The sequence below is a fragment of the Streptomyces zaomyceticus genome, from assembly GCF_014656215.1.
Lineage (GTDB): Bacteria > Actinomycetota > Actinomycetes > Streptomycetales > Streptomycetaceae > Streptomyces > Streptomyces zaomyceticus.
In genome coordinates this window covers 54,482-75,640 of the sequence record NZ_BNBZ01000037.1, presented here as the reverse complement: position 1 = coordinate 75,640, position 21,159 = coordinate 54,482, and the positions used below count along the sequence as shown (strand labels likewise).

The window sequence follows — 21,159 nt, the reverse complement described above, 5'->3', positions numbered from 1 at the left end:
TGAAGCCTGCCGCGGCCCCGGCCGCGAAGCCGGCCGCCGCCGCGCCCGCCGCGACGAAGGCCGCGCCCGCCGCAGCCAAGCCCGCGGCCGAGCCCCCGGCCGGTCCCGAGCTGATCACGCTGCGCGGCCCCGCCGCCGCGGTCGCGAAGAACATGAACGCCTCCCTGGAGGTGCCGACGGCCACGTCCGTCCGCGCCGTCCCGGTGAAGCTGCTCTTCGACAACCGGATCGTGATCAACAACCACCTGAAGCGCGCCCGGGGCGGGAAGATCTCCTTCACGCACCTCATCGGCTACGCGATGGTGCAGGCGATCAAGGCCATGCCGTCGATGAACTACTCCTTCGCGGAGAAGGACGGCAAGCCGACCCTGGTCAAGCCGGAGCACGTGAACTTCGGTCTCGCGATCGACCTGGTGAAGCCCAACGGCGACCGCCAGCTCGTCGTCGCGGGCATCAAGAAGGCCGAGACGCTCAACTTCTTCGAGTTCTGGCAGGCGTACGAGGACATCGTCAAGCGGGCCCGCGTGGGCAAGCTGACGATGGAGGACTTCACCGGCGTCACGGTCTCGCTGACCAACCCCGGCGGCCTCGGCACCGTCCACTCCGTGCCGCGTCTGATGCCCGGACAGTCGGTCATCATGGGCGTCGGCTCGATGGACTACCCGGCCGAGTTCCAGGGCACCTCCCAGGACACCCTGAACAAGCTGGGCATCTCGAAGGTCATGACCCTGACCTCGACGTACGACCACCGCGTCATCCAGGGCGCCGCCTCCGGCGAGTTCCTGCGCGTCGTCGCCAACTTCCTCCTCGGCGAGGAGGGCTTCTACGACGACATCTTCAAGGCCCTGCGCATCCCCTACGAGCCGGTCCGCTGGCTCAAGGACATCGACGCCTCGCACGACGACGACGTCACCAAGGCCGCGCGCGTCTTCGAGCTCATCCACTCCTACCGGGTCCGCGGCCACGTCATGGCCGACACCGACCCGCTGGAGTACAAGCAGCGCAAGCACCCCGACCTGGACATCACCGAGCACGGCCTCACCCTGTGGGACCTGGAGCGGGAGTTCGCGGTCGGCGGCTTCGCCGGCAAGTCGATGATGAAGCTCCGCGACATCCTCGGCGTGCTGCGCGACTCTTACTGCCGCACCACCGGCGTCGAGTTCATGCACATCCAGGACCCGAAGCAGCGCAAGTGGATCCAGGACCGCGTCGAGCGCCCGCACTCCCGTGTGGAGCGCGAGGAGCAGCTGCGGATCCTGCGCCGGCTGAACGCGGCGGAGGCCTTCGAGACCTTCCTGCAGACGAAGTACGTCGGCCAGAAGCGCTTCTCCCTGGAGGGCGGCGAGTCCGTCATCCCGCTGCTCGACGCGGTCATCGACTCGGCCGCCGAGTCGCGCCTCGACGAGGTCGTCATCGGCATGGCCCACCGCGGCCGGCTGAACGTCCTGGCGAACATCGTCGGCAAGTCGTACGCGCAGATCTTCCGCGAGTTCGAGGGCAACCTCGACCCGAAGTCGATGCACGGCTCCGGCGACGTCAAGTACCACCTGGGCGCCGAGGGCACCTTCACGGGCCTGGACGGCGAGGAGATCAAGGTCTCCCTGGCCGCCAACCCCTCCCACCTGGAGGCGGTCGACCCGGTCCTGGAAGGCATCGTCCGCGCCAAGCAGGACGTCATCAACAAGGGCGGCACGGACTTCACCGTCCTGCCCGTCGCCCTGCACGGTGACGCGGCCTTCGCCGGCCAGGGTGTCGTCGCCGAGACCCTGAACATGTCGCAGCTGCGCGGCTACCGCACCGGCGGCACGGTCCACATCGTCATCAACAACCAGGTCGGCTTCACCGCCGCCCCGGAGTCCTCGCGTTCCTCGATGTACGCGACCGACGTGGCCCGCATGATCGAGGCGCCGATCTTCCACGTGAACGGCGACGACCCGGAGGCCGTGGTCCGCGTCGCGCGGCTCGCCTTCGAGTTCCGCCAGACGTTCAACAAGGACGTCGTGATCGACCTCATCTGCTACCGCCGCCGCGGTCACAACGAGGGCGACAACCCGCAGTTCACCAACCCGCAGATGTACAACCTGATCGACAAGAAGCGTTCGGTGCGCAAGCTGTACACCGAGTCGCTCATCGGTCGCGGCGACATCACCCTCGAAGAGGCGGAGCAGGCGCTCCAGGACTTCCAGGGCCAGCTGGAGAAGGTGTTCGCGGAGGTCCGCGAGGCCACCGCCGCCCCGACCCCGGCGCACGTGCCGGACGCCCGCGCCGAGTTCCCGGTGGGCGTCACCACCGCGGTCTCCGCCGAGGTCGTGAAGCGGATCGCCGAGTCGCAGGTCACCATCCCGGAGCGGATCACGGTCCACCCGCGTCTGCTGCCGCAGATGCAGCGCCGTGCCGCCTCCATCGACGACGGCACCATCGACTGGGGCTTCGGCGAGACCCTCGCCATCGGCTCCCTGCTGATGGAGGGCACCCCGGTCCGCCTGTCGGGCCAGGACTCGCGCCGCGGCACCTTCGGCCAGCGCCACGCGGTCCTGGTGGACCAGGAGACCGGCGAGGACTACACCCCGCTGCTCTACCTGACCGAGGAGCAGGCCCACTACAACGTCTACGACTCGCTGCTCAGCGAGTACGCGGCGATGGGCTTCGAGTACGGCTACTCCCTGGAGCGCCCGGACGCCCTCGTCGTCTGGGAGGCCCAGTTCGGTGACTTCGTCAACGGCGCGCAGACCGTCGTCGACGAGTTCATCTCCTCGGCCGAGCAGAAGTGGGGCCAGACGTCCGGCGTCACGCTGCTCCTGCCGCACGGCTACGAGGGCCAGGGCCCGGACCACTCGTCCGCGCGCCCGGAGCGCTTCCTCCAGATGTGCGCCCAGGACAACATGACGGTCGCCATGCCGACGCTGCCGTCGAACTACTTCCACCTGCTGCGCTGGCAGGTGCACAACCCGCACCACAAGCCGCTCATCGTCTTCACCCCGAAGTCGATGCTGCGTCTGAAGGCCGCGGCGTCCAAGGTGGAGGAGTTCACCACCGGCGGCTTCCGCCCGGTGATCGGTGACGTGACGGCGAACCCGGCCGACGTCCGCAAGGTCGTCTTCTGCGCCGGCAAGGTCTACTACGACCTGGAGGCCGAGCGTCAGAAGCGCGGCGACACGGAGACCGCGATCATCCGCCTCGAGCGCCTGTACCCGCTGCCGGGTGCCGAGCTCCAGGCCGAGATCGCCAAGTACCCGAACGCGGCGAAGTACATCTGGGCGCAGGAGGAGCCGGCGAACCAGGGTGCCTGGCCGTTCATCGCGCTCAACCTGATCGACCACCTGGACCTGGCGGTCGGCGCGGACATCCCGGCGGGCGAGCGCCTGCGCCGGATCTCGCGTCCGCACTCCTCCTCCCCGGCGGTCGGCTCGGCCAAGCGCCACCAGGCGGAGCAGCAGCAGCTGGTCAACGAGGTCTTCGACGCCTGATCGTCGCCCTCGGAGCTCGTACGGAGGCCCGGCACCCCACGTGGGGTGCCGGGCCTCCGGCGTTTCCGCCGGGTGTGCGGGCTCAGCCCAGGTTGGCCTCGAAGTCCCAGTAGGGCCGGTTGCGCTGCCGTGCCGACAGGGTGTGCGGGTGCTGGGCGCCCAGGGTGCGGGTGAGGGTGAGCAGGGCGTCCTCCTCCAGCTTCCCGGCCTCCTCGGTCTCCCTGAGTCCGCGCAGATCGGTGGCGAGGGCCACCTGGCACGACAGGGTGAGCGGGTGCTCGTTGCCGAGGGTGTGCCGGGCCCGGCGGAGGGTGTCCCGGCTGAGCTCGGCCGCGTCGTGCACCCGGCCGTTGAAGTTGCGGGCGGCTCCGGCGTTGAGCGCGCAGCCGAGCACCCAGGGGTGGTCGGCTCCGAGCGAGGAGGTCAGACCGGCGAGGGCGGCCTCCAGGATGGCCAGGGCGTCCGCGCGTTCGCCGGAGGCCTGGAGGACGAGGGCGGTGTTGGCGAGGACGCCGGTGGCGACGGGGTGCGCGGGACCGAGGAGGGCGCGGTAGCCGGCCTCGGCCTCGCGGCTGAGTTCGCGGGCGTGGTCGAGGTCGCCGTGCTCGCGGAGGTAGTTGGCGTAGTTGTTGATCGACGCGAGGGTGATGTAGTGGTCGCGACCGTGCACCTGCTGCATCTGTTCGAGCACGCTCGCCATGGTGGCACCGAGGTCCTGCGGGAAACTGCCCTCCCGCCGACGGCACAGGGCGAGCTGTGCCCGCGCGTACAGGGTCTGCAGGTGCTGGGGCCCCATGACCCGGACGTGCACGCGGACGTTGGCCTCCTGACGGGCCAGCGCCTCACGGTACTGGCCGAGCAGGCGCTGGTCCTGGGCGACGTTGTTGCCGAGGATGAGGGTCTGGGAGTGCAGGGCGCCGAGGGCGTTCTCCGCGCGCGTGAGGGTGGCGATGTCCTGCTCGTACGCCTCCTTGTAGCGCCCGAGCACCCGCAGGGCGACCCCGAGGTTGTTCCCGGCGACGAGGGTGAGGAACTCGTTCTCGCCGAGCAGGCGCCGGGACTCGGCGACGACGTCGCGCTGCATCCGCTCCGACTCCTGGTACTGACCGAGGAAGCGGAGGTCGCTGGCGATGGAGATGTCCGAACGGAGCGCGCCGAGCGGGTCGGAGGTCTCCGCCTCGTCGAGGCGTGCGCGCAGGGCGAGATCGAGTTGGTACGCGTCACGGAAGCGTCCGTAGTTGCGCAGGATGGAGCACTCCTGGTTGGTGAGCTCCTGCATCTCGGAGCTCACCGGGTCCATGAAGGTGGACCAGGTCTCCCGGATCCGCTCCGCGAGCCGGATGCCGGCCCGGTACTCGGCGCTGCGGAAGCAGTAGCGCAGACAGTTGAGGACGGCGGTCTGCACGCGCGGGTTCCGGCTGTTCAGAGCCCCGGACGGTTCCAGGTGCGGCAGGAGTTCGGCGTAGCGGGGCCAGTTCCTGCTGTCCATGGGGTTGCCGGGATCGGCCTCGGCGAGCAGGGTGCGGACGGCCTTGCGGTGGGCCGTGCGGTGTTCGCCGTCGGTGAGCCGGGCCACGATGTCGTGGACGAGCCGGTGCATGTGCACGGACTCCTGGTGGGGGCCCATCTCCCCGCTCGCGACCGGACCGCGTGACTCGCGGCTGAGGACGGAGTAGTTGACCAGGGTGTCCAGGGCCCGGGACCAGGCGGCGAGGTCGGTGACCATCCAGCGCAGGTCCTCGGGGAGGTCGGCCTGCGGATAGGCGCGGACGATGCCGAGCGGGATGCGGCCGGGGGCGAAGGAGGCGCACAGGCTGAGCACGTCGATGGCCTGCGGCTGGGTGCGTCGGAGCCGGTTGATCAGTATCGACCAGGAGGTCAGGGAGGCGTTGGGGATGCCGTCGCCGCCGGCCGGCTCGTCCATGGCGTTGATCCGTCCCTCGCGGACCATGCGCAGGTACTCGGGGACCTCCATCCGGGACTCGCCGAGCCAGGCGGCGGCCTGGACCAGCTGCAGCGGTACGTCGCCGAACTCGGCGGCGACCTCGTCGGCCTCGGGTGCGGTGATGTGCGGGGCGCGGCGCATCAGATAGGCCGTGGACTCGGCCCGGTCGAAGCCCCGGATGCTCAGGGTGTCCGTGAACTCGCCCCAGCCGCGGTTGCGTGAGGTGATCAGTACGTGGCCGGGTCCCTGCGGCAGCATCACGTTCGCGCCGTCGGTGTCGTCCCAGCCGTCGAAGACGACGAGCCAGCGGGAGTGCGGGTCTCCGCGGCGCAGGGCCTCGCGGACGGCCCGGATGCGTTCGCCGGGCTCGTTGCCGGTGGTCAGGCCGAGTTCGGCGGCGAGCTCGCCGAAGCGGTCGCGCTGCACGTTGCGGTCGTCGGAACTGACCCACCAGACGACGTCGTAGTCGGAGCTGAAGCGGTGGGCGTACTCGGCGGCCATCTGGGTCTTGCCGATCCCGGACATGCCGACCAGGGTGCACGCGGCGTTGCCCCGGCCGGCGTCCATGAGTCGCGCCTGAAGCTCGGTGAGCAGGTCGTCGCGGCCGGTGAAGCGCGGGTTGCGGCGCGGGATCTCGCCCCAGATCTCGGGGGGTGTGTCCGGGAAGCGGATGAGGGACCCGGCGGGCAGCCGGCGGCCGGCGGCCCGACGCGGATCGATGGCGAGCCGGCTGAGCAGGCGGGCCTCGGCCTCCTCCTCGCCGACGCCCCACAGGCTGACGGGTTCGAGGACCGCGGTGGCCGGGAGCAGGGGCCGGTTGGTGAGGTTGACCGCGGCGAACCGCTCGGAATGGGCGGCGACGAAGCCGCGGAGCACGTCGTTCCACTCACCGGAGGCCCGGGGGCCGAGCTGGAAGAACCAGTCGTCCAGGACGAGCAGCACCTGGCCCCGGGCGAGCAGGAGGTCGCCGAGCGAGTCTTCGAGGGGCACCTCGCGCGGAGGGTCCCAGCGCTGGAGGCTGGCGCGCACGCCGTGGGCGTCGAGTCGTTGGTTGACCCAGGTCGCCCACGGACGGTGATAGCCGGGGAAGACCACGAGGACGTGTTCCGGCCCGTTCATGGCCCCGTGGTCCGCCGCGCCGCCCGACCGCTGTTCCGCCATCTGTCGTGTCTCCCGTCCCGCTCCCGCGCAACGCGGTGTCATGTGCCGTGCGCACAGTGTTACCCAGCGACGAGTGGGGTCGCGCCGAGGCTCGCGTGGTGCTGCCGCATTTGATGCGCGAACTCCCGCCCCTCCGTAGTCAGTTCATCGGATTCAAGCAGGATCTTCAGCGCCTCGCCCACCTGATCGTGGAGCTCGTCGAACTGTTGCCCGGCGTCGGACCGCCAGGACTTCGGCACCCCCTCGGCGGTGGCGGCGCGGCGCCACAGATCGGCGAGTGCCAGATGCGCGTAGGCGCCGTGGAGCACGCCGGCGATGGGCCGGGGGTCCGGCCGCCAGCCCACCTGGTGCACGGCGTCCCGCCCGGGGCCGTACAGCGGCACGAGTTCGTGGAGCGTGGCCAGCTTGCTGTGGTGCAGCTCGTGGACGAGCGTCTCGGCCATCCCCCACGCCTCGTCGGGCAGCGAGGTGAGCACGGCTCCGGGAGCCGCGCTCAGGGTGGCACCGCGGTGGCCCGGCCCGCACGGGACGAGCGGGACGACGACACGGACCGAGCGGGAGACCTCGAAGGCCCGGCCCGGGTCGGTGCGCGCGAGCAGCTCCTGGGCCGCGCGCCAGCGGGCGGACCAGGCGGCGTGGTCGGTGTCGACATGGCCGACGGGGGTGCTGATGGAGCCGCCGGCCGTGCCCACCGGCACCCTGTACGGGTCGAGGTCGTCCAGACGCGCGGTGCAGCGGGGCAGCGCGCGCACGGGGCTCCAGTCGGGCCCGCGTCCCGCGAGCACGCCCCGGCGCCCGTCGACGAGGGCGAGGACGGTGGGCTCCGGATGCCGACCGGCGTCCGGATGAAATCGTACGGTCCGGTTGTCGGCCGTGATCCGGACGCGGTCGGAGGGCAGCCGCAGCAGGCCCACGCCCGGCAGGGAGAGCAGGCCGTCCGCGGTCTCGACAGTCAGGTCGAGCGGGTCGCCGCAGCGCAGGGCGGCGGTGAGCGCGACCATGTCGAGACGGGTCAGCAGACGGTCGAAGTCCGGCCCGGCGGGCGCGGCGAGCGCGGCGGCCAGCCAGACGCCGGTCGTCGGGTAGTCGAGGACGTCCCGGACCACGGCGGGACGGTGCCGCTCGACTTGTTCGAGCAGGTCCCAGGAACGCTCGAACCGGCCCAGGGCACCCGTTCCGACGGAAGCCCGCTCCCGGTGGACGCGCACCAGGAGTGCCTTGAGGAGCAGCAGTCGCCGTGTGTGCAGGGCGGACCGCAGCAGGGTCAGACCGGCCGGGGCGGGGCTGGTCCTGGCCAACTCGGCGAAGACGGAGGCGGGCAGGGGCGCGACGTTCATGTCCGCCCCCGTTCTCGTCCCCGCGCCGTGCCGCCGTCGACCGGCGGGCATCTGGCCGGAATCGGCCGGTCGGCACCGCCCCTCCCCCGGAGGTCAGCCGTGGGCCCCGTCCCCGTTGCTCTCCATCCAGGAGTCGCTGAGGTCCCGCGTCCGCCAGAACACCCGCTCGACGGCGGCCTCCAGGTCGGGATCGTCCATGAAGCGCAAGGTCCGCAGGTCCACGCCGGTGAGATCGGGCAGGCGCCGGGGTCGTCCTTCGGCCCGGTCGACGCCTGCGACCCGCTTCGTGTGCTCCAACACCCTCGGCTCCTCCTCACCGGCCCTTGCCCCCCACGGTCGTAGCGGCGGAGCGGTTCTTCCCGACGCCCCGGAGACGGAAACCCGTTCGACTCAACTGCGCCCCTGCGCGCCCCCGTTATCCAGCCGTTCCGCCTCCCCTTCGTGCCATGCCCACCAGGGCGGCGCGATCCGGCGCCGCTCCTCGCGGGAGAGGGCGTCCGGTCGCGGCCGGGGGTCGGCGCCGACCTCGGCGAGCAGGGTCCGGGTCCGCTCCACGTCCGCCCAGTCCACCGGCACCAGCATGCCGTCCAGGCGTCGCCACTGCTCGGCGGCCTCCCGCAGGACGGTCGCGGCGTGGCCGAGCCGGCCCATCAGGTAGAGCACCGTCCCCTGGGCGTGGAGCGCCCTCGCCAGGGTGACCGTGCCGGGGGTGTCGCCGCGGGCGGAGCGGCTGTCGTCGGCGGCGAGCCGGAAGGCGGTGAGGGCGTCGACGAGCTGCCCGTCCCTGGCCGTCTCGCTCAGCTGCAGCTGCACCCAGCCCAGTTGGAGCCGGACCTCGGCCCGGGTCGCCGCGTCGCGGGTGGTGCGGAGGGCCTCGTCGAGCAGATGACGGCTCTCGTACAGGTCCGGCAGGAAGCCCGCGCGGTCGAAGCGCAGCGCGAGCACGCTGCCGATGAGGATCCGGGCCCGCTCGCGGGCGGCGGCTCCGGCGGGGAGGCAGGTGAGGGCCTCGCGCAGGACTCCCTCGGCCCGGTCGACCGGCGCCGTGCCGGTTCCCGCGGCGGCCCGCCGCAGCAGCGATCCGCCCCAGGTGAGCAGGAGCGGTCCGCGCTGCTCGCTGTCGGCGGGTGCGAGCAGGGTGGCCTCCTCGTACGCGGCGTCGGCGGCGGCCCCGTCGCCCTCCGTGTCGTACAGCCGGGCGCGTGCGGTGGTGAAGCGCAGCCGCAGGGCGCGCGCGTCGCCGAGGAGGGGTTCGGCACGGTCCAGCACGAGCCCGATGCGGCCCGGGGCGGCCCCGGCGAGGTGGAGGGCGTCGGCGAGGTCGAGGAGGGCGGCGGCGCTCTCGTGCAGCGTGAGGGCGGCGGTGAGTTCGACGGCCGCCTCCTCGCCGTCACCGCGCGCGAGGAGCAGCCGGCCGCGCCGCAGACGGAGGGTGTGGCGGGCGGTTTCCGGCCAGCGGTCGGCATCCTCGGCGAGGGCGGTGAGGGCGGCGTCGAGATGGCCCGTCTCGCCGCTGTCCCGCCACAACGCATGGTGGACGACGGCCAGTTCGAGCCGCGCCTCGGCCCATGCCTCCCCGCCGGTCCTGGCGAGCTCCCCGGCCTGTACGAGCGTGTCGGCGGCCTTTCCGAGGAGCGCGGGGCGGCGGCCGGTGCGGCGGGCGGCGGCGGTCCCGGCCTCGGCGTACAGCGCGCGGGCGAGGACGATCCGGGCCTCGACCGGTTCGGCCGGGAGCGCCGCCTCGGCGCGCTCGCGTGCCCCGGCGAGAAGGGCGGGGTCGGACTGGGCGCGGCCCTGCGCGAGGAGGCGGCGGGCCTCGGTGAGGGGGTCGGGGGTGACGAGGTCGGGGTGGTAGAAGCGGAGTACGCGCGCGGGGATGCGGGCGAAGAGCTCGGTCTCGGGGCCGTCGGGGCCGAGGGGCTCGTCGGTCGCCTCGGTCTCCTCGGGGAGGTTCGTGGTCCGGCCGTGGCTCCGGCGGGTCGCCGGGCCGCCTCCGGTGTCGGTGTCGGTGTCGGCCCCGGTGCCCGCGAGACGGGCGGCGGCGAGCGCCGGGAAGTTGCGCATGCCCTGGCCGAAATTGCGCTCCACGTACGCGGAGCAGTGCTTGAGGACGAGGGCGGCGGCACTGGGGTCGAGCGAGCCGAGGAAGTGCTGCTGGATGCCGGGCGGATAGCTGAAGCAGGGGTACGGGGTGGCCCCGGGCAGCCTCCGGAGCAGCCCGCTGAGCAGCACCTCGGCGAGCTCCATGGGGCCGGTGTCGGGCAGCATGGCGCGCTGCACGAGCTGCATGACGGGCAGGGTCAGCGGCGCCGCCGCGAGGTGGACGGCGAGCCGGAGCGCGCCGGGTGACGCTCCGGCCCGGAAGGCGCGCAGGAGGTCGTCGTCGCGCCGGGGGGCGCGGGGGGTCCCGGCGGCGCGCGGCTCCACCGGTTCGAGGCCGAGGCGGGCGGCCCAGCCGCGTACGGCGTTGCCGCCGTGCCCGGTGTGGAGCCGGGTCCAGGAGGCGAATGCCTCGGGGGTGGGGGTGAGCACGGGGACGGCCCGGTGGCCGGGGACGAGGGGCCCCCAGGGTTCGTCGTCGGAGCGGAAGACGGTGTGGCCGCCGGGGGTCGCGGAGCGCTGGAAGGTGCCGGGTTCGGCGGGGAGCGCGGTACGGGGCCAGAGGCGCGGCGGCAGGGGCTGGACGAGGGCGAGCGGGGAGTGGCGGGGCCACTGGCGCAGGAAGCGCTGGGCGGCGCCGCGCTGCCAGAGGGGTCCGACGCAGTCGCTGACGACGAGGGTGAGCCGTCGGCCGGTGGGGTCGTGGAGCTGGTCGACGGGGCGCAGCCGGGGGCGGCCGTCGGCGCCGGAGGTGGTGGTGACGAGCGGGGGGCCTTCGCCGGTGTCGTACAGGCGGTGCACCTGGACGTCCCGGAAGGCGCCGGACTGCTGGCAGGCCTGACGGAGTTCCTCGACCATCCGGCTCCAGACGACCATGGCGGGTCCGGTGTCCATGAGGAGCTGGATGTCGGGGCGGCGGCCGGCGGCGGGGCGCATGACGGGGGTGAGGATGCCGGCGGCGGCACTGCGTTCGGCGGTGGCCTCCTCGTCGAGGACGCCCTCGCCTGGGCGGTGCGGTGCGCGGGCGTAGGCGCGGAGGGGCCGGAGGGCCTTCTGGAGGCCCAGGAGTCCGGGCAGGGCGTTGGCGCCGGGGGCGCGCACGGGCAGGGTCGCGCCCCGCTCCGTACGTCCCGGGCCGTCCTCGGACCGGGCCCGGGTGACCCCGTCGGAGCGGCCGGCGGGAGACCGGGTGATTCCGGTGGTCATGTGGAGGGAGACGGAGTCGCCCGCGCCGACGGGCGCGGCCCTCGTTCCCCCGCCCTCGCCCGTGACGCCGGCTCCGCCCCGGACGGAGGCCCGGTGATCGCCGGAGCCGTCCCCGGCCGGGCCCGCCCGGGGGCCGGTCTCCGACCGCCCGGCCCCCTCGGATCTCCCGGAGTCCCCGGAACCCGCCGCCTCGGGCCCTTCCTCCTCCGGGGCGGAGCCGGGGAGCCAACGGGACAGCCACAGGGCGTCCGCGATGTCCTCGGCGGTGGGGTCCTGGCCGCCGGCCCGCAGTCTGCGGGTGAGTTCTTCCAGATGCATCCGGTGCATCCGTCCGTCACCTCGGCTGATCGAGCGGTTGCATGAGCATGTCGGCGATGCGTTCCCTGGTGACCCGTTCGGCACGGGAGGCGTGCTGGGTCAGATAGAGGGCGTTGAGGAGCTGGTCGGTGGCGATGACCTCGCCGGGCTCCCGGTTGAGGAAGCGCTGCACCAGCCCCTGTTCCCCCTCGCCCGCGGCGGTCTCGGTCCCGAGGTGGGCCTCGATCATCGCGCGGAGCTGCTCCTCGCCGGGCGCTTCGAGTTCCAGCCGGATGCAGCGGCGCAGCAGGGCGGCGGGGAAGTCCCGTTCGCCGTTGGAGGTGAGCACGATGAAGGGGAAGGTGGTGCAGCGGACCCGCCCGCCGATCACGGCCACCTTGCGGCCGTCGTCGCTGAGCACCTCGACGACGGGCTCCCGGTCGGCGAGCCGCTCCAGCTCGGGGATGGCGAACTCGCCTTCCTCCAGGGCGTTGAGGAGGTCGTTCGGCAGGTCGAGGTCGCTCTTGTCGAGCTCGTCGATGAGCAGCACCCGGGGCTGGTCCGAGGGGAGCAGCGCGGTACCGAGCGGTCCGAGCCGGATGTACGAGCCGATGCCGGCCGGGGCCGCGGCGGCGGAGCCGGGCGATCCGGCCTGGGCACGCTCCAGTTGGACGTCCTGGAGGCGCCCGATGGCGTCGTACCGGTAGAGCCCGTCCTGGAGTGTCGTCCGGCTGACGATCGGCCAGCGGAGGACCCGCCCGAGGCGCAGTTCGTGGGCGACGGCGTGGGCGAGGGTGGACTTGCCGGTTCCGGGGTTGCCGGTGACGAGGAGCGGGCGCCGAAGGTAGAGGGCGGCGTTGACGGCGTCGGTCTCGGCGGGCCGGGGATGGTGGTTCTGGACGAGTCTGCGCTTGACGCCGAGCCGCCGGTCGGAACCTGCCAGGGTGTCGTCGGCGCTGCCGGTCGAGAAGTCGCGCCACGGCGGCGGGGCGGGCAGCCGCTGTATCTCGTCGTGCGGAAGACCGGCACCACGGTAGATCCGCCAATCGTTCACGAGTGACTCCTCCTGGCTGTGGTGTCGATGCCGGGCCCATCGACGGTACCGCCCGGGAGCGGGACCTGCCGATGGCCTAATCGGACGGATCGCGGGGCCGTCGTCCCGGTGGCCGCTCCGGTCACTGCTCCCCCTCCCCGAGCAGGGGCGGGGGTTCCAGACGGCCGCCGTGCGGCGGCCGGTCCGGCGGGTCGAACAGGAGGGCGACGCTCTCGGCCCACGCGTACGCGGCCCGCGCCTCGGGCCCGGCCGCCGGGTCCGTCGCACGGGTGCGCAGGGAGCGGACGGGGCCGCGTACGTCCCAGGCGGTGAGGGCGGCGGAGAGCAGCCGGTCGGCCCGTTCGTGGAACTCCGCGCAGTCGGTGTGGCCGTGGGCGCCGGTCCGCCAGAGGGCGAGGGGATGCCCGGCGGCGAGGGCCGCGTTCATCGCCATGAGGCCGTCGCCGCTGCCCACATGGGCGCAGTAGACGGGGACGGTGCCGCCCCCGGCCTCGCGGAGCCGGTCGTACGCCTCCGCCCAGGTCTCCCTGCGCACCCGCGAGGTGTGGGCGTCGGGGCCCGCGCCGGGCGCCTCGGCGCGCAGCGGGGCCGCGCGGAGCGGCCCGCGCTCCGCCGCCTCCCAGCGCTCGCGCCATTCGGGGGCCGGTTCCCTGTCGTGGCGGCGGGCGTCGCGGATGACGACGATCCGGCGCTGGCCGAGCGTGGGCGCCCAGGCGTCGTCGGAACCCTGGGGCGGTTCGAGCCGCCAGGTGTCGAGGGGTTCGTCGAAGAGTTCGCGCGGCAGCACCGCCTCCACGGCGGCCAGATGCGGTCCGCTGTCGCCGCGCCGCAGGGCGTCCGCGAGCGGTTCGCGCAGGGTCTCCCTGAGGCGGGCCCGCTCGACGCCCCGGTCGTCGCAGTGGAGGGGGCTGACGGTGTGCCCGTCGAGGAGGAGCTTGACCCGCCAGGGGTAACTCCGTCCCCAGCGGGGGGTGTCGATCTCCAGGAGGACGTCGGCACGCGCGCGGGGTTCGCGCACGGAGAGCGGTGCGGGCCTGCCGGGGCTGACGAGCCGGTCGATCTCGCGCCGCAGGTGCCGGTCGGCGTCGCCGGAGGCGTCGATGATCCAGCGGGTGAGTCCCGAGGTGTCGGCGCGCTCGCCGTACCGCCCGCCGACGTGCCGGACGACATGCGCGGCGTACAGCAGCACGGCGTCCAGGTCGAGGTCGCGGACGCCGTCCCTGCGGGGCGCCCGCAGGCCGCGCAGCAGCCCGGCGCCTTCGCTCCAGGTGCGCGGGTCGTCCTCCAGGGCGTCCGGCAGGTCGTCGTCCCTGATCCAGGCCTTGACCTGGTCGATCAGGTCCATGATCTCGCCGGGCGCGGTGGGTGCGGGCAGCTCGGCGAAGTGCCCGTACAGCTGGGTCCGCAGCCCGGGGCCGATGCCCTGGGCGCCGGCCGTCCGCCGCTGGGTCCTGGTCCAGTCGGGGCGGTCGTCCAGCGAGCGGTAGCGGGCGAGGTGGTAGCGGTCGTGGGCGCGCAGCGCCTCGCCCATCGCCTCACCGCCGGGGAGGTCGTGCAGCGCGCGCAGCGCGGTGACGGGGACGACGGCGCCGCCGTCCCGCCCGCGGCCCTTGTTGAGGCCGACGACGGCACCCTGCTGGTGGTCGACGACGGGGCCGCCCGAGCAGCCTTCGACGGGCATGACCCAGTCGGTGACGAGGGCCTTGCCGTCGCTGCCGATCAGCGTGCCGTGGACGTGCCGGATGCCGAGCTCGCCGGTCTCCCGGGACCAGCCGTGGAGTCCGACGGAGGTCGGCGGGACGGGCGGACGCTCGCTGAGACGCACACAGGACGCCTTCTGCGCGGTGGGCACCCGGACGAGCGCGAGGTCGGGGAAGGCCCATCGGTCCGGCGGGTCGTCGGGCCGTTCGGGGCGGGGCAGGGCGAGCACGACGGTGCCGGTGGTCTCCCGGGTGGTCTTGCCGTCCTCCCAGGTGATGCCGACGGCCGGATCGCTCCTCCACACCGCGCTTCCCCCCTCGGCCACGACATGGGCGCAGGTCAGCACCCAGCCGGGGGCGATGAAGAAGCCGGTGCCCCAGTACCGGTCGCCGTGCGGGTCATACCCGCAGCCGGGAGCGGCGATGCGTACGAGTGCGGGGCGCACGAGAGCGTCGAAGGCGCTCATGCCGTGCCATCGGCCGCCGGGTTCCGTTCCCGATCCTCACCGGGGGCCGGGCCCGGGGCGGGCCCGGAGGTCGGGTCCTGTGCGGAACCGGAGGTCTGCCCCGGTGCGGAGTCCGGCGTCGGGCCCGGTTCGGGGGCCGGTGTCGGGCCCGGTTCGGGGGCCGGTGTCGGGCCCGGTTCGGGGGCCGGTGTCGGGCCCGGTTCGGTCCAGGTCAGGGAGACGCTCACGGAGGCCTTGCCCGAGCCGTCCGCGAGGACGCCGATCACCTTGCCCGACTGTGCCGAGAGTTCGATGCCGAAGCTGACGGCGACCTCCACCGGCCCCTGCGGGTCGAGCCCGGCGCGCAGCGAGCCGACGACCCCGCGCACCACGTCCGTGAGCCCGCCCGCCATCGAGACCACCCGGTCCCTGACACCGGTGTCCTGGAAGCCGCCTCCCCTGCCGAGTTCCTGCACGTCACTGACCCGGGCCCACACGGGCGTGCCGTCGTCCAGCCGAATCCGAGCGATCCCGTGAGTCACAGCGCCCCCGCTCCCCGAAACGATGATGGGGAAGGCTAGTCGGTGGGACCGGAGGGCGACAGGGGACGTCGACAGGGACGTGAGGGGTACGGCCTATCCTGATCGCATGTACTTCACCGACCGTGGCATCGAGGAACTGGAGAAGCGGCGAGGCGAGGAGGAGGTCACCTTCGAGTGGCTCGCCGAGCAGCTGCGGACGTTCGTCGATCTCAACCCCGACTTCGAGGTGCCGGTCGAGCGCCTCGCGACCTGGCTGGCCCGTCTGGACGACGAGGACGACGAGGACGAGTAGGACACGCGGGGAGGGGTGCCCCCCGCGGGGTCACCCCTCCCGCAGCCGGTCGTAGACGAGGCCGAACGCGCCGTGGGCGACGAGCAGCGCACCGGCCGCCGCCCAGCCGCCACTGCGCCGGCCGATGCCCCAGAGGAGCAGAGGCACCCCCGCGGCGAGCTGCGCGCCACCCAGGACGCGCGCCCTGGGGCCGCGCAGGTACGGGCCGAGGGGACCGCCCTCCACGACGTCGAGCTCGGCACGTACGGCATCGCGCCAGCCCGCCCCTTCGAGCTGCTCGGCCCCCTGGGCCAGGGCGACGGAGCGGAGCCGGTCGGCGCTCTCGCCGGGGTGGAGCCCGGCCGGCAGGGCGAGCCCCGCACGGCCGAGGACGGCGACGACGCCGAGGAGCCGGCCGGGGGCGTCGGCGTCCGGGTCGGGCTCGGTGAGCGGTTCCAGGGCCTGTACGTCGAGGACCGGGTCGAGCGCGAGCCGGGCGGCGAAGGTCCGCATGGCCTCGTCCTCGCCGACGGGGGTGCCGCCCGCGAGCCAGGTGTAGCCGACCGTGCGGCGGAAGCCGGCGGCGAGGGTGAACCCCGCCCGGTCCCGGTCCCACCAGAACGCGACGACGGGCCGGCCTGCGGCCGGGACGGCGAGGGCGGTGGCCCAGCCCGTGACGACCTGTTCGACCGGCTCGCCGCCGTGGAGCCAGGGCTTCCCCTCCGGTACGAGCACGCTCCACTCCTCGCCCGCGGGGGCGAGGAGCAGCTGCTCCCCGAGCAGTCGGGCGAGCGGCCGGACCGCCGTGGGGTCGGCGCGGCAGAGGAGCAGGGCCCCGGTGGGGTGGGGGCCGGATGTCGCGTTCATGGCCCCTACGCTAGGTCAATTTGTCCATGTACGGCATTAATTGCCCCCACCCTGTCAGGGGAGAGTCAGGGTTGACTTCCCTTCACCGCGATATATCGTGTTCTTCGAGAGACGCGATATGTTGCGTTGCCGAAACGGGAGGTCAGCACCATGACAGAGTGGTCCGTCACCGAGCCGACGAAGCTGGCGCCTGCCGACCCCGTGACCCGCCTGCGGGTCCGCATCGTCAACGGCACGGTGAACGTGGTGGGGACGGACGAGAGTTCCGCCCGTGTGGAGATCTCCGAGATCGACGGCCCGCCGCTGCTCGTGTCCCAGGACGGCTCCACCCTGACCGTGGGCTACGAGGACCTCCAGTGGAAGAGCGCCCTCAAGTGGCTCGACCGCAAGGAGTACCGACGCCGGGCCGTCGTCTCCGTCGCCGTCCCCGCGGGCGTCGACGTCGAGGTCGGCGTGGTCGGCGCCGAGGCCGTGGTCACCGGCATCACCGGCCGTACGGAGGTGCGCGGCCTCTCCGGCGACACCACCCTCCTCCGGCTCGCGGGCCCGGTGCGCGCCGAGAGCGTCTCGGGCAACCTGGAGGCCCAGTCGGTCACGGGAGCGCTCCGGATCAACTCCGTGACCGGCGACGTGACGGTGATCGAGGGCGCGGGCGCCTCCGTGCGCGCCGAGACCGTCAGCGGCGACATGGTCATCGACCTCGACCCCGCCGAGCTCGACGGGCCGCCCGCCGACATCCGGCTCGCCAGCCTCTCCGGCGAGGTCGCCATCCGGCTCCCGCACCCGGCCGACGCCCGGGTCGAGGCGAGCACCACGAGCGGCTCCGTGTCGAACGCCTTCGAGGACCTGCGCGTGGCGGGACAGTGGGGCACCAAGTCCGTCACCGGCACCCTCGGCGCCGGCCGGGGCACGCTCAAGGCGACCACCGTCTCCGGCTCCATCGCCCTGCTCCGCCGCCCCGACCCGGCCGAGGACGGCGACTCCACCTCCTCCACCACCCCCTCCGCGACCGGAAAGGTGCTCTGACATGCCGCCCGTCTTCGCGCACGGCCGCCTCCGCCTCTACCTGCTCAAGCTGCTCGACGAGGCCCCGCGCCACGGCTACGAGGTGATCCGCCTCCTGGAGGAGCGCTTCCAGGGGCTCTACGCCCCCTCGGCCGGCACGGTGTACCCGCGCCTGGCCAAGCTGGAGGCCGAGGGTCTCGTCACCCATGCCAGCGAGGGCGGCCGGAAGGTCTACTCGATCACCGACGCGGGCCGTGCGGAGCTGGCCGGGCGCGGCGCCGAACTGGACGACCTGGAGCGGGAGATCCGCGAGTCGGTGTCGGAGCTCGCGGCGGAGATCCGCGACGACGTGCGCGGCGCGGCCGGCCGGGTGCGCAGCGAGATGCGCGCGGCGGCGGGCCGGACCCGCACGACGGAGTCCTCCTCGTTCGCCGACGCCAAGGAGGAGCTGCGCCGGGTCGGGCAGGAGTGGAAGGAGCAGGCCCGCCAGGCCCGCGCCGAGGCGAAGTCGGCCCGCAGTCAGGCGAAGGAGTTCCAGCGGATCGCCCAGCAGGTCCAGGAGGAGGTCCAGGACCGGTTCTCGCGGGGCGACTGGCCGAAGGGGGTCTGGGAGGGCCTCTCGGACATCACGGCCCAGCTCGGCGGTCTGGTGGCGGGCACGACCCACCCCAAGGCCGCCGGGCAGGAGTCGCCGTTCACGACCGCACCGGCCGGCGAGGGGCCGGAGTGGGCGCGGGACACGGAGGGCTCGGGCGACCCCGCCCGCGACCTCGACCGGCTCCTCGACCGCTTCCGCGACGAGATCCGGGACGCGGCCCGCGACCACGGCGTGAGCCGGGAGCAGCTGGCCGAGACCCGCGACCAGCTGTCGACGGCGGCGATGCGGATCACGGGCCTGCTGCGGTCGCGGCCGGGAGCGTGACCGCGGCCGCCCGGCGGGGACTCAGCCCCGGGTGACGGTCACCCCCACCCGGGCGCCCGGGACGGCGAGGACCCAGGCCCGGCCGGGGGACTTGCGGAGAACCAGTGCCCCGCCCCGGGCTGTCACCCTCCAGGCGCCGGGCGGCAGGGAGAGCTCGGTGACCCGGGAGCCCCGGCGCCCGGCGGAGTCGTACGACAGGCGGTAGACCCCGGCCGCCGGGTCGTAGGCGGCGGAGCGCACGGTGCCCGCGACCGCCTCGGCGTACGGCTCGGCGGTGAGCTCCTTGTTCGTACGGAAGGCTCCCGCGCCGTCCACGGCGCAGTAGCCGCCGCCGTAGCACCACTCCCAGCCCGCCCAGCCGGAGCTGTAGCGGCCGAGCGAAGCCATGGCGTCCCGGTAGAAGCGGTTCATGTTCGGCCGGGAGTTGTCGAGCGGCCCCCATTCGCCCACCAGTACCGGCACCTTGTACTCCTTCGGGTACAGGGTGACGGCCCGCTCGTAGTTCTCGATCCAGCCGGCGGCCGGGTCGTAGTCCCCACCGGCCTCCATGGCGCCGTTGTAGAAGTGCGGGGCGTAGACGACCTTCGGGTCGTCGATCCGGCCGAGTCCCGTGGGCACGCCCTCGCCCACGATGGGAGTCGGCTCGACGAAGATCCAGCTGTCCCGGTCGACCGACCGGATCGCGTCCGCGACGCGGTTGTACATCGGGGTGATCTGGTCCCGTTCGATGCGCCGGGCGGCGGTCGCCAGGTCCTCGCCCTCGCGCAGCTCGCCCATCGGCTCGTTGATCAGGTCGTACCCGAGGACGGCCGGATGGTCCTCGAAGCGGTCGGCGAGCACCCGCCACATGCGGGCCTGTGCCCGGCGCAGGTCCTCGTCCTCGTAGAGATGGGTGAAGGCGCGCTGCACCGCGGGCTCGAAGTACTCGGAGAACCAGTCGTCCGGGTGCGGTGTGAAGGGCATTCCGTCGGTCCTGGTCGCCCAGGCGGGCACGCCCCGGTGCCCGAAGGCGGGCCCGAAGACGTCCTGGTGGGCGTCGAGGACGACGTTGACGTCGTGGCGCGCGGCCCAGTCGAGAACCCGTTCGACCTTCTTGAGGTAGGACCCGCTGTAGCGGCCGGGACTGGGCTCCAGGTCGTCCCAGAAGACCAGCAGCCGGGCGAAGTTGAAGCCCTTGGCCCGCATGTCGCGGAAGTGCTTCTCGGTGATGCCGGAGAGGGCGGCGTCACCGCTGTGCGCCTTGTCCCCGACGTTCCAGCCGCGCAGCGTGAGGGTCCGGCCCCGGGCGTCGGTGAGGGCGGGTATCGCGCCCCCTCCGGTCTCCGCGCGCGCGGCGCCGGCCGGGACAGTGGTGGCCGGGGCGGCTGCGGTAGGGGCGGCTGCGGTACGGGAGGTGGGGGGTGAGGCGGTGGCGGTCGGGGCGGTGGGGGCGAGCAGCGAGGCGGCGAGGGCGCCCGCGACAAGGGCGGTTCGCCCCACATGAGTGGTGCGCGACAAGGGAGACCTCCGGCACGATGAAGTGAGCGTTGTTCACGTTTCACGTGCCGGAGATCCCATCAGCAGGACTGACGAGTCATCAAGAGGTCGTCACGAGGTCTTCAGAACGATCTTTCCGAAGAGTTCGCCGGTGGCCATCCGCTCGAAGCCCTCCCGCGCCCGGTCCAGCGGCAGGACCTGGTCGACGACCGGCCGGACACCCGTCGCCGCGCAGAAGGACAGCAGATCCTCCAGCTCGTCCTTGGAGCCCATGGTCGAGCCGACGACCTTCAGTTCCAGGAAGAAGATCCGGGTCAGCTCGGCGTGCGCGGGACGGTCGCCGCTCGTGGCGCCCGAGATGACGAGCGTGCCGCCCGGCCTCAGCGACTTGACCGAGTGGGACCAGGTGGCGGCGCCGACGGTCTCGATGACCGCGTCCACCCGCTGCGGGAGGCGGGCACCCGGCTCGAACGCCTCGACGGCGCCGAGCTCGACGGCCCGCTTGCGCTTCTCCTCGTCGCGGCTGGTGGCGAAGACCCGGAGGCCGGCCGCCTTGCCGAGGGCGATCGCCGCGGTGGCGACACCGCCGCCGGCGCCCTGCACCAGCACCGAGTCCCCGGGCCGTACACCGGCGTTGGTGAAGAGCATGCGGTACGCGGTCAGCCAGGCGGTGGGCAGACAGGCGGCCTCCTCGAAGGAGAGCTCCTTGGGCTTGGGCAGCACGTTCCAGCGGGGCACGGTCACCCGCTCGGCGAAGGTGCCCTGGTAGTGCTCGGTGAGGATGGACCGGGGCTCGTCGGGTCCGACGCCGTGGCCCGTCTGGCCGATCACGGAGTGCAGGACGACCTCGTTGCCGTCCTCGTCGATGCCCGCGGCATCGCAGCCGAGGATCATCGGCAGCTTTCCCTCGGGCAGCCCGACCCCGCGCAGCGACCACAGGTCGTGGTGGTTGAGCGAGGCGGCCTTGACGGTGACAGTGGTCCAGCCCGGCCGCGCCTCGGGTTCGGGTCGTTCACCCAATTCGAGGCCGTTCAGGGGCTGGTCGCGGTCGATTCGGGCAGCGTAGGCAGCGAACATGGCCCCGACCCTAGGGCGCGGCGGACGGGCAGCGGAACCACACACCGGTGTGACCCATGTCGCCGACCGGACCGACCGGCCCGACCGGCCTCCGTGCAGCCACCGGCTGGGCGAAGGGCCGGCTGCCGGGTGCGCGCAGGGCTCGCCGCCGAGTGGGCGAAGGAACCGGCCACCGGGTACACGAAGGGGTGCCGCCGGACGGGCGAGGGATCTCGCGCCCGAGTACACGCAGGGCTCGCCCCGCGTACGCGCAGCGCTCGCCCCCGGGCACGCCCAGGGCTCGCCG

General features: G+C 73.4%; 14 protein-coding genes. 4 read left to right on the top strand and 10 right to left on the bottom strand.

Annotated features, from left to right (window positions below; translation table 11 throughout):
- The coding region (locus tag IE311_RS31900; RefSeq protein WP_189835339.1) for a multifunctional oxoglutarate decarboxylase/oxoglutarate dehydrogenase thiamine pyrophosphate-binding subunit/dihydrolipoyllysine-residue succinyltransferase subunit at positions 1-3,467 on the top strand (3,467 nt) is incomplete at its 5' end.
- A gap of 82 nt (positions 3,468-3,549) precedes the next feature.
- On the opposite strand, the gene fxsT is transcribed toward IE311_RS31900, so the two are convergent.
- The 7 genes from fxsT to IE311_RS31865 form a co-directional block, all read right to left on the bottom strand.
- On the bottom strand, positions 3,550-6,573 hold the full coding sequence (gene fxsT / locus IE311_RS31895; RefSeq protein WP_189835338.1) for an FxSxx-COOH system tetratricopeptide repeat protein: 3,024 nt from the start codon (positions 6,571-6,573) through the stop codon (positions 3,550-3,552).
- 59 nt (positions 6,574-6,632) lie between these two features.
- Positions 6,633-7,910, bottom strand: a complete 1,278-nt coding sequence (locus IE311_RS31890; protein WP_189835337.1) for an aKG-HExxH-type peptide beta-hydroxylase — start codon at positions 7,908-7,910, stop codon at positions 6,633-6,635.
- Positions 7,911-8,003: 93 nt separating this feature from the next.
- Positions 8,004-8,210 carry a hypothetical protein gene (locus IE311_RS31885; protein ID WP_189835336.1) on the bottom strand — a complete coding sequence of 69 codons (207 nt, stop codon included), beginning with the start codon at positions 8,208-8,210 and terminating at the stop codon, positions 8,004-8,006.
- A 90-nt stretch (positions 8,211-8,300) separates the two neighbouring features.
- Entirely contained in the window at positions 8,301-11,534 is a 3,234-nt protein-coding gene (locus IE311_RS31880; RefSeq protein ID WP_189835335.1) for an SAV_2336 N-terminal domain-related protein, read from the bottom strand.
- Between the two features lie 16 nt (positions 11,535-11,550).
- Positions 11,551-12,567, bottom strand: a complete 1,017-nt coding sequence (locus tag IE311_RS31875) for an AAA family ATPase (RefSeq protein WP_189835334.1) — start codon at positions 12,565-12,567, stop codon at positions 11,551-11,553.
- A gap of 121 nt (positions 12,568-12,688) precedes the next feature.
- Positions 12,689-14,734, bottom strand: coding sequence for a VMAP-C domain-containing protein (locus IE311_RS31870; protein WP_189835333.1), 2,046 nt, complete (start codon positions 14,732-14,734; stop codon positions 12,689-12,691).
- The gene (locus tag IE311_RS31865; RefSeq protein WP_189835332.1) at positions 14,731-15,255 is read right to left on the bottom strand and encodes a CU044_2847 family protein; all 525 of its coding nucleotides are present in this window, start codon (positions 15,253-15,255) and stop codon (positions 14,731-14,733) included. The genes IE311_RS31870 and IE311_RS31865 overlap by 4 nt, the downstream gene beginning before the upstream one ends.
- Before the next feature lie 106 nt (positions 15,256-15,361).
- On the opposite strand from IE311_RS31865, the gene IE311_RS31860 reads away from it, so the two are divergent.
- Positions 15,362-15,547 carry a DUF6104 family protein gene (locus IE311_RS31860; protein ID WP_010061466.1) on the top strand — a complete coding sequence of 62 codons (186 nt, stop codon included), beginning with the start codon at positions 15,362-15,364 and terminating at the stop codon, positions 15,545-15,547.
- Between the two features lie 30 nt (positions 15,548-15,577).
- On the opposite strand, the gene IE311_RS31855 is transcribed toward IE311_RS31860, so the two are convergent.
- The gene (locus IE311_RS31855) at positions 15,578-16,393 is read right to left on the bottom strand and encodes a hypothetical protein (protein WP_189835331.1); all 816 of its coding nucleotides are present in this window, start codon (positions 16,391-16,393) and stop codon (positions 15,578-15,580) included.
- Between the two features lie 150 nt (positions 16,394-16,543).
- On the opposite strand from IE311_RS31855, the gene IE311_RS31850 reads away from it, so the two are divergent.
- Together IE311_RS31850 and IE311_RS31845 are read left to right on the top strand one after the other, a co-directional pair.
- A complete protein-coding gene (locus tag IE311_RS31850; RefSeq protein ID WP_189835330.1) occupies positions 16,544-17,419 on the top strand; it encodes a DUF4097 family beta strand repeat-containing protein in 876 nt (291 codons plus the stop codon).
- A gap of 1 nt (position 17,420) precedes the next feature.
- Entirely contained in the window at positions 17,421-18,320 is a 900-nt protein-coding gene (locus IE311_RS31845) for a helix-turn-helix transcriptional regulator (protein WP_189835329.1), read from the top strand.
- Positions 18,321-18,341: 21 nt separating this feature from the next.
- On the opposite strand, the gene IE311_RS31840 is transcribed toward IE311_RS31845, so the two are convergent.
- Positions 18,342-19,817 (bottom strand): cellulase family glycosylhydrolase, encoded by a 1,476-nt coding sequence (locus IE311_RS31840; protein ID WP_229902290.1) that lies wholly within the window; start codon positions 19,815-19,817, stop codon positions 18,342-18,344.
- A 90-nt stretch (positions 19,818-19,907) separates the two neighbouring features.
- Entirely contained in the window at positions 19,908-20,873 is a 966-nt protein-coding gene (locus IE311_RS31835) for a zinc-binding dehydrogenase (protein ID WP_189835328.1), read from the bottom strand.
- Positions 20,874-21,159: the final 286 nt, after the last annotated feature.

What these genes read in the sequence shown, in the direction of transcription:
- fxsT (WP_189835338.1), bottom strand. Translation starts at nt 6,573, where the DNA reads ATGGCGGAACAGCGGTCGGGCGGCGCGGCGGACCACGGGGCCATGAAC.
- IE311_RS31890 (WP_189835337.1), bottom strand. Translation starts at nt 7,910, where the DNA reads ATGAACGTCGCGCCCCTGCCCGCCTCCGTCTTCGCCGAGTTGGCCAGG.
- IE311_RS31880 (WP_189835335.1), bottom strand. Translation starts at nt 11,534, where the DNA reads ATGCATCTGGAAGAACTCACCCGCAGACTGCGGGCCGGCGGCCAGGAC.
- IE311_RS31870 (WP_189835333.1), bottom strand. Translation starts at nt 14,734, where the DNA reads ATGAGCGCCTTCGACGCTCTCGTGCGCCCCGCACTCGTACGCATCGCC.
- IE311_RS31860 (WP_010061466.1), top strand. Translation starts at nt 15,362, where the DNA reads ATGTACTTCACCGACCGTGGCATCGAGGAACTGGAGAAGCGGCGAGGC.
- IE311_RS31855 (WP_189835331.1), bottom strand. Translation starts at nt 16,393, where the DNA reads ATGAACGCGACATCCGGCCCCCACCCCACCGGGGCCCTGCTCCTCTGC.
- IE311_RS31850 (WP_189835330.1), top strand. Translation starts at nt 16,544, where the DNA reads ATGACAGAGTGGTCCGTCACCGAGCCGACGAAGCTGGCGCCTGCCGAC.
- IE311_RS31845 (WP_189835329.1), top strand. Translation starts at nt 17,421, where the DNA reads ATGCCGCCCGTCTTCGCGCACGGCCGCCTCCGCCTCTACCTGCTCAAG.
- IE311_RS31835 (WP_189835328.1), bottom strand. Translation starts at nt 20,873, where the DNA reads ATGTTCGCTGCCTACGCTGCCCGAATCGACCGCGACCAGCCCCTGAAC.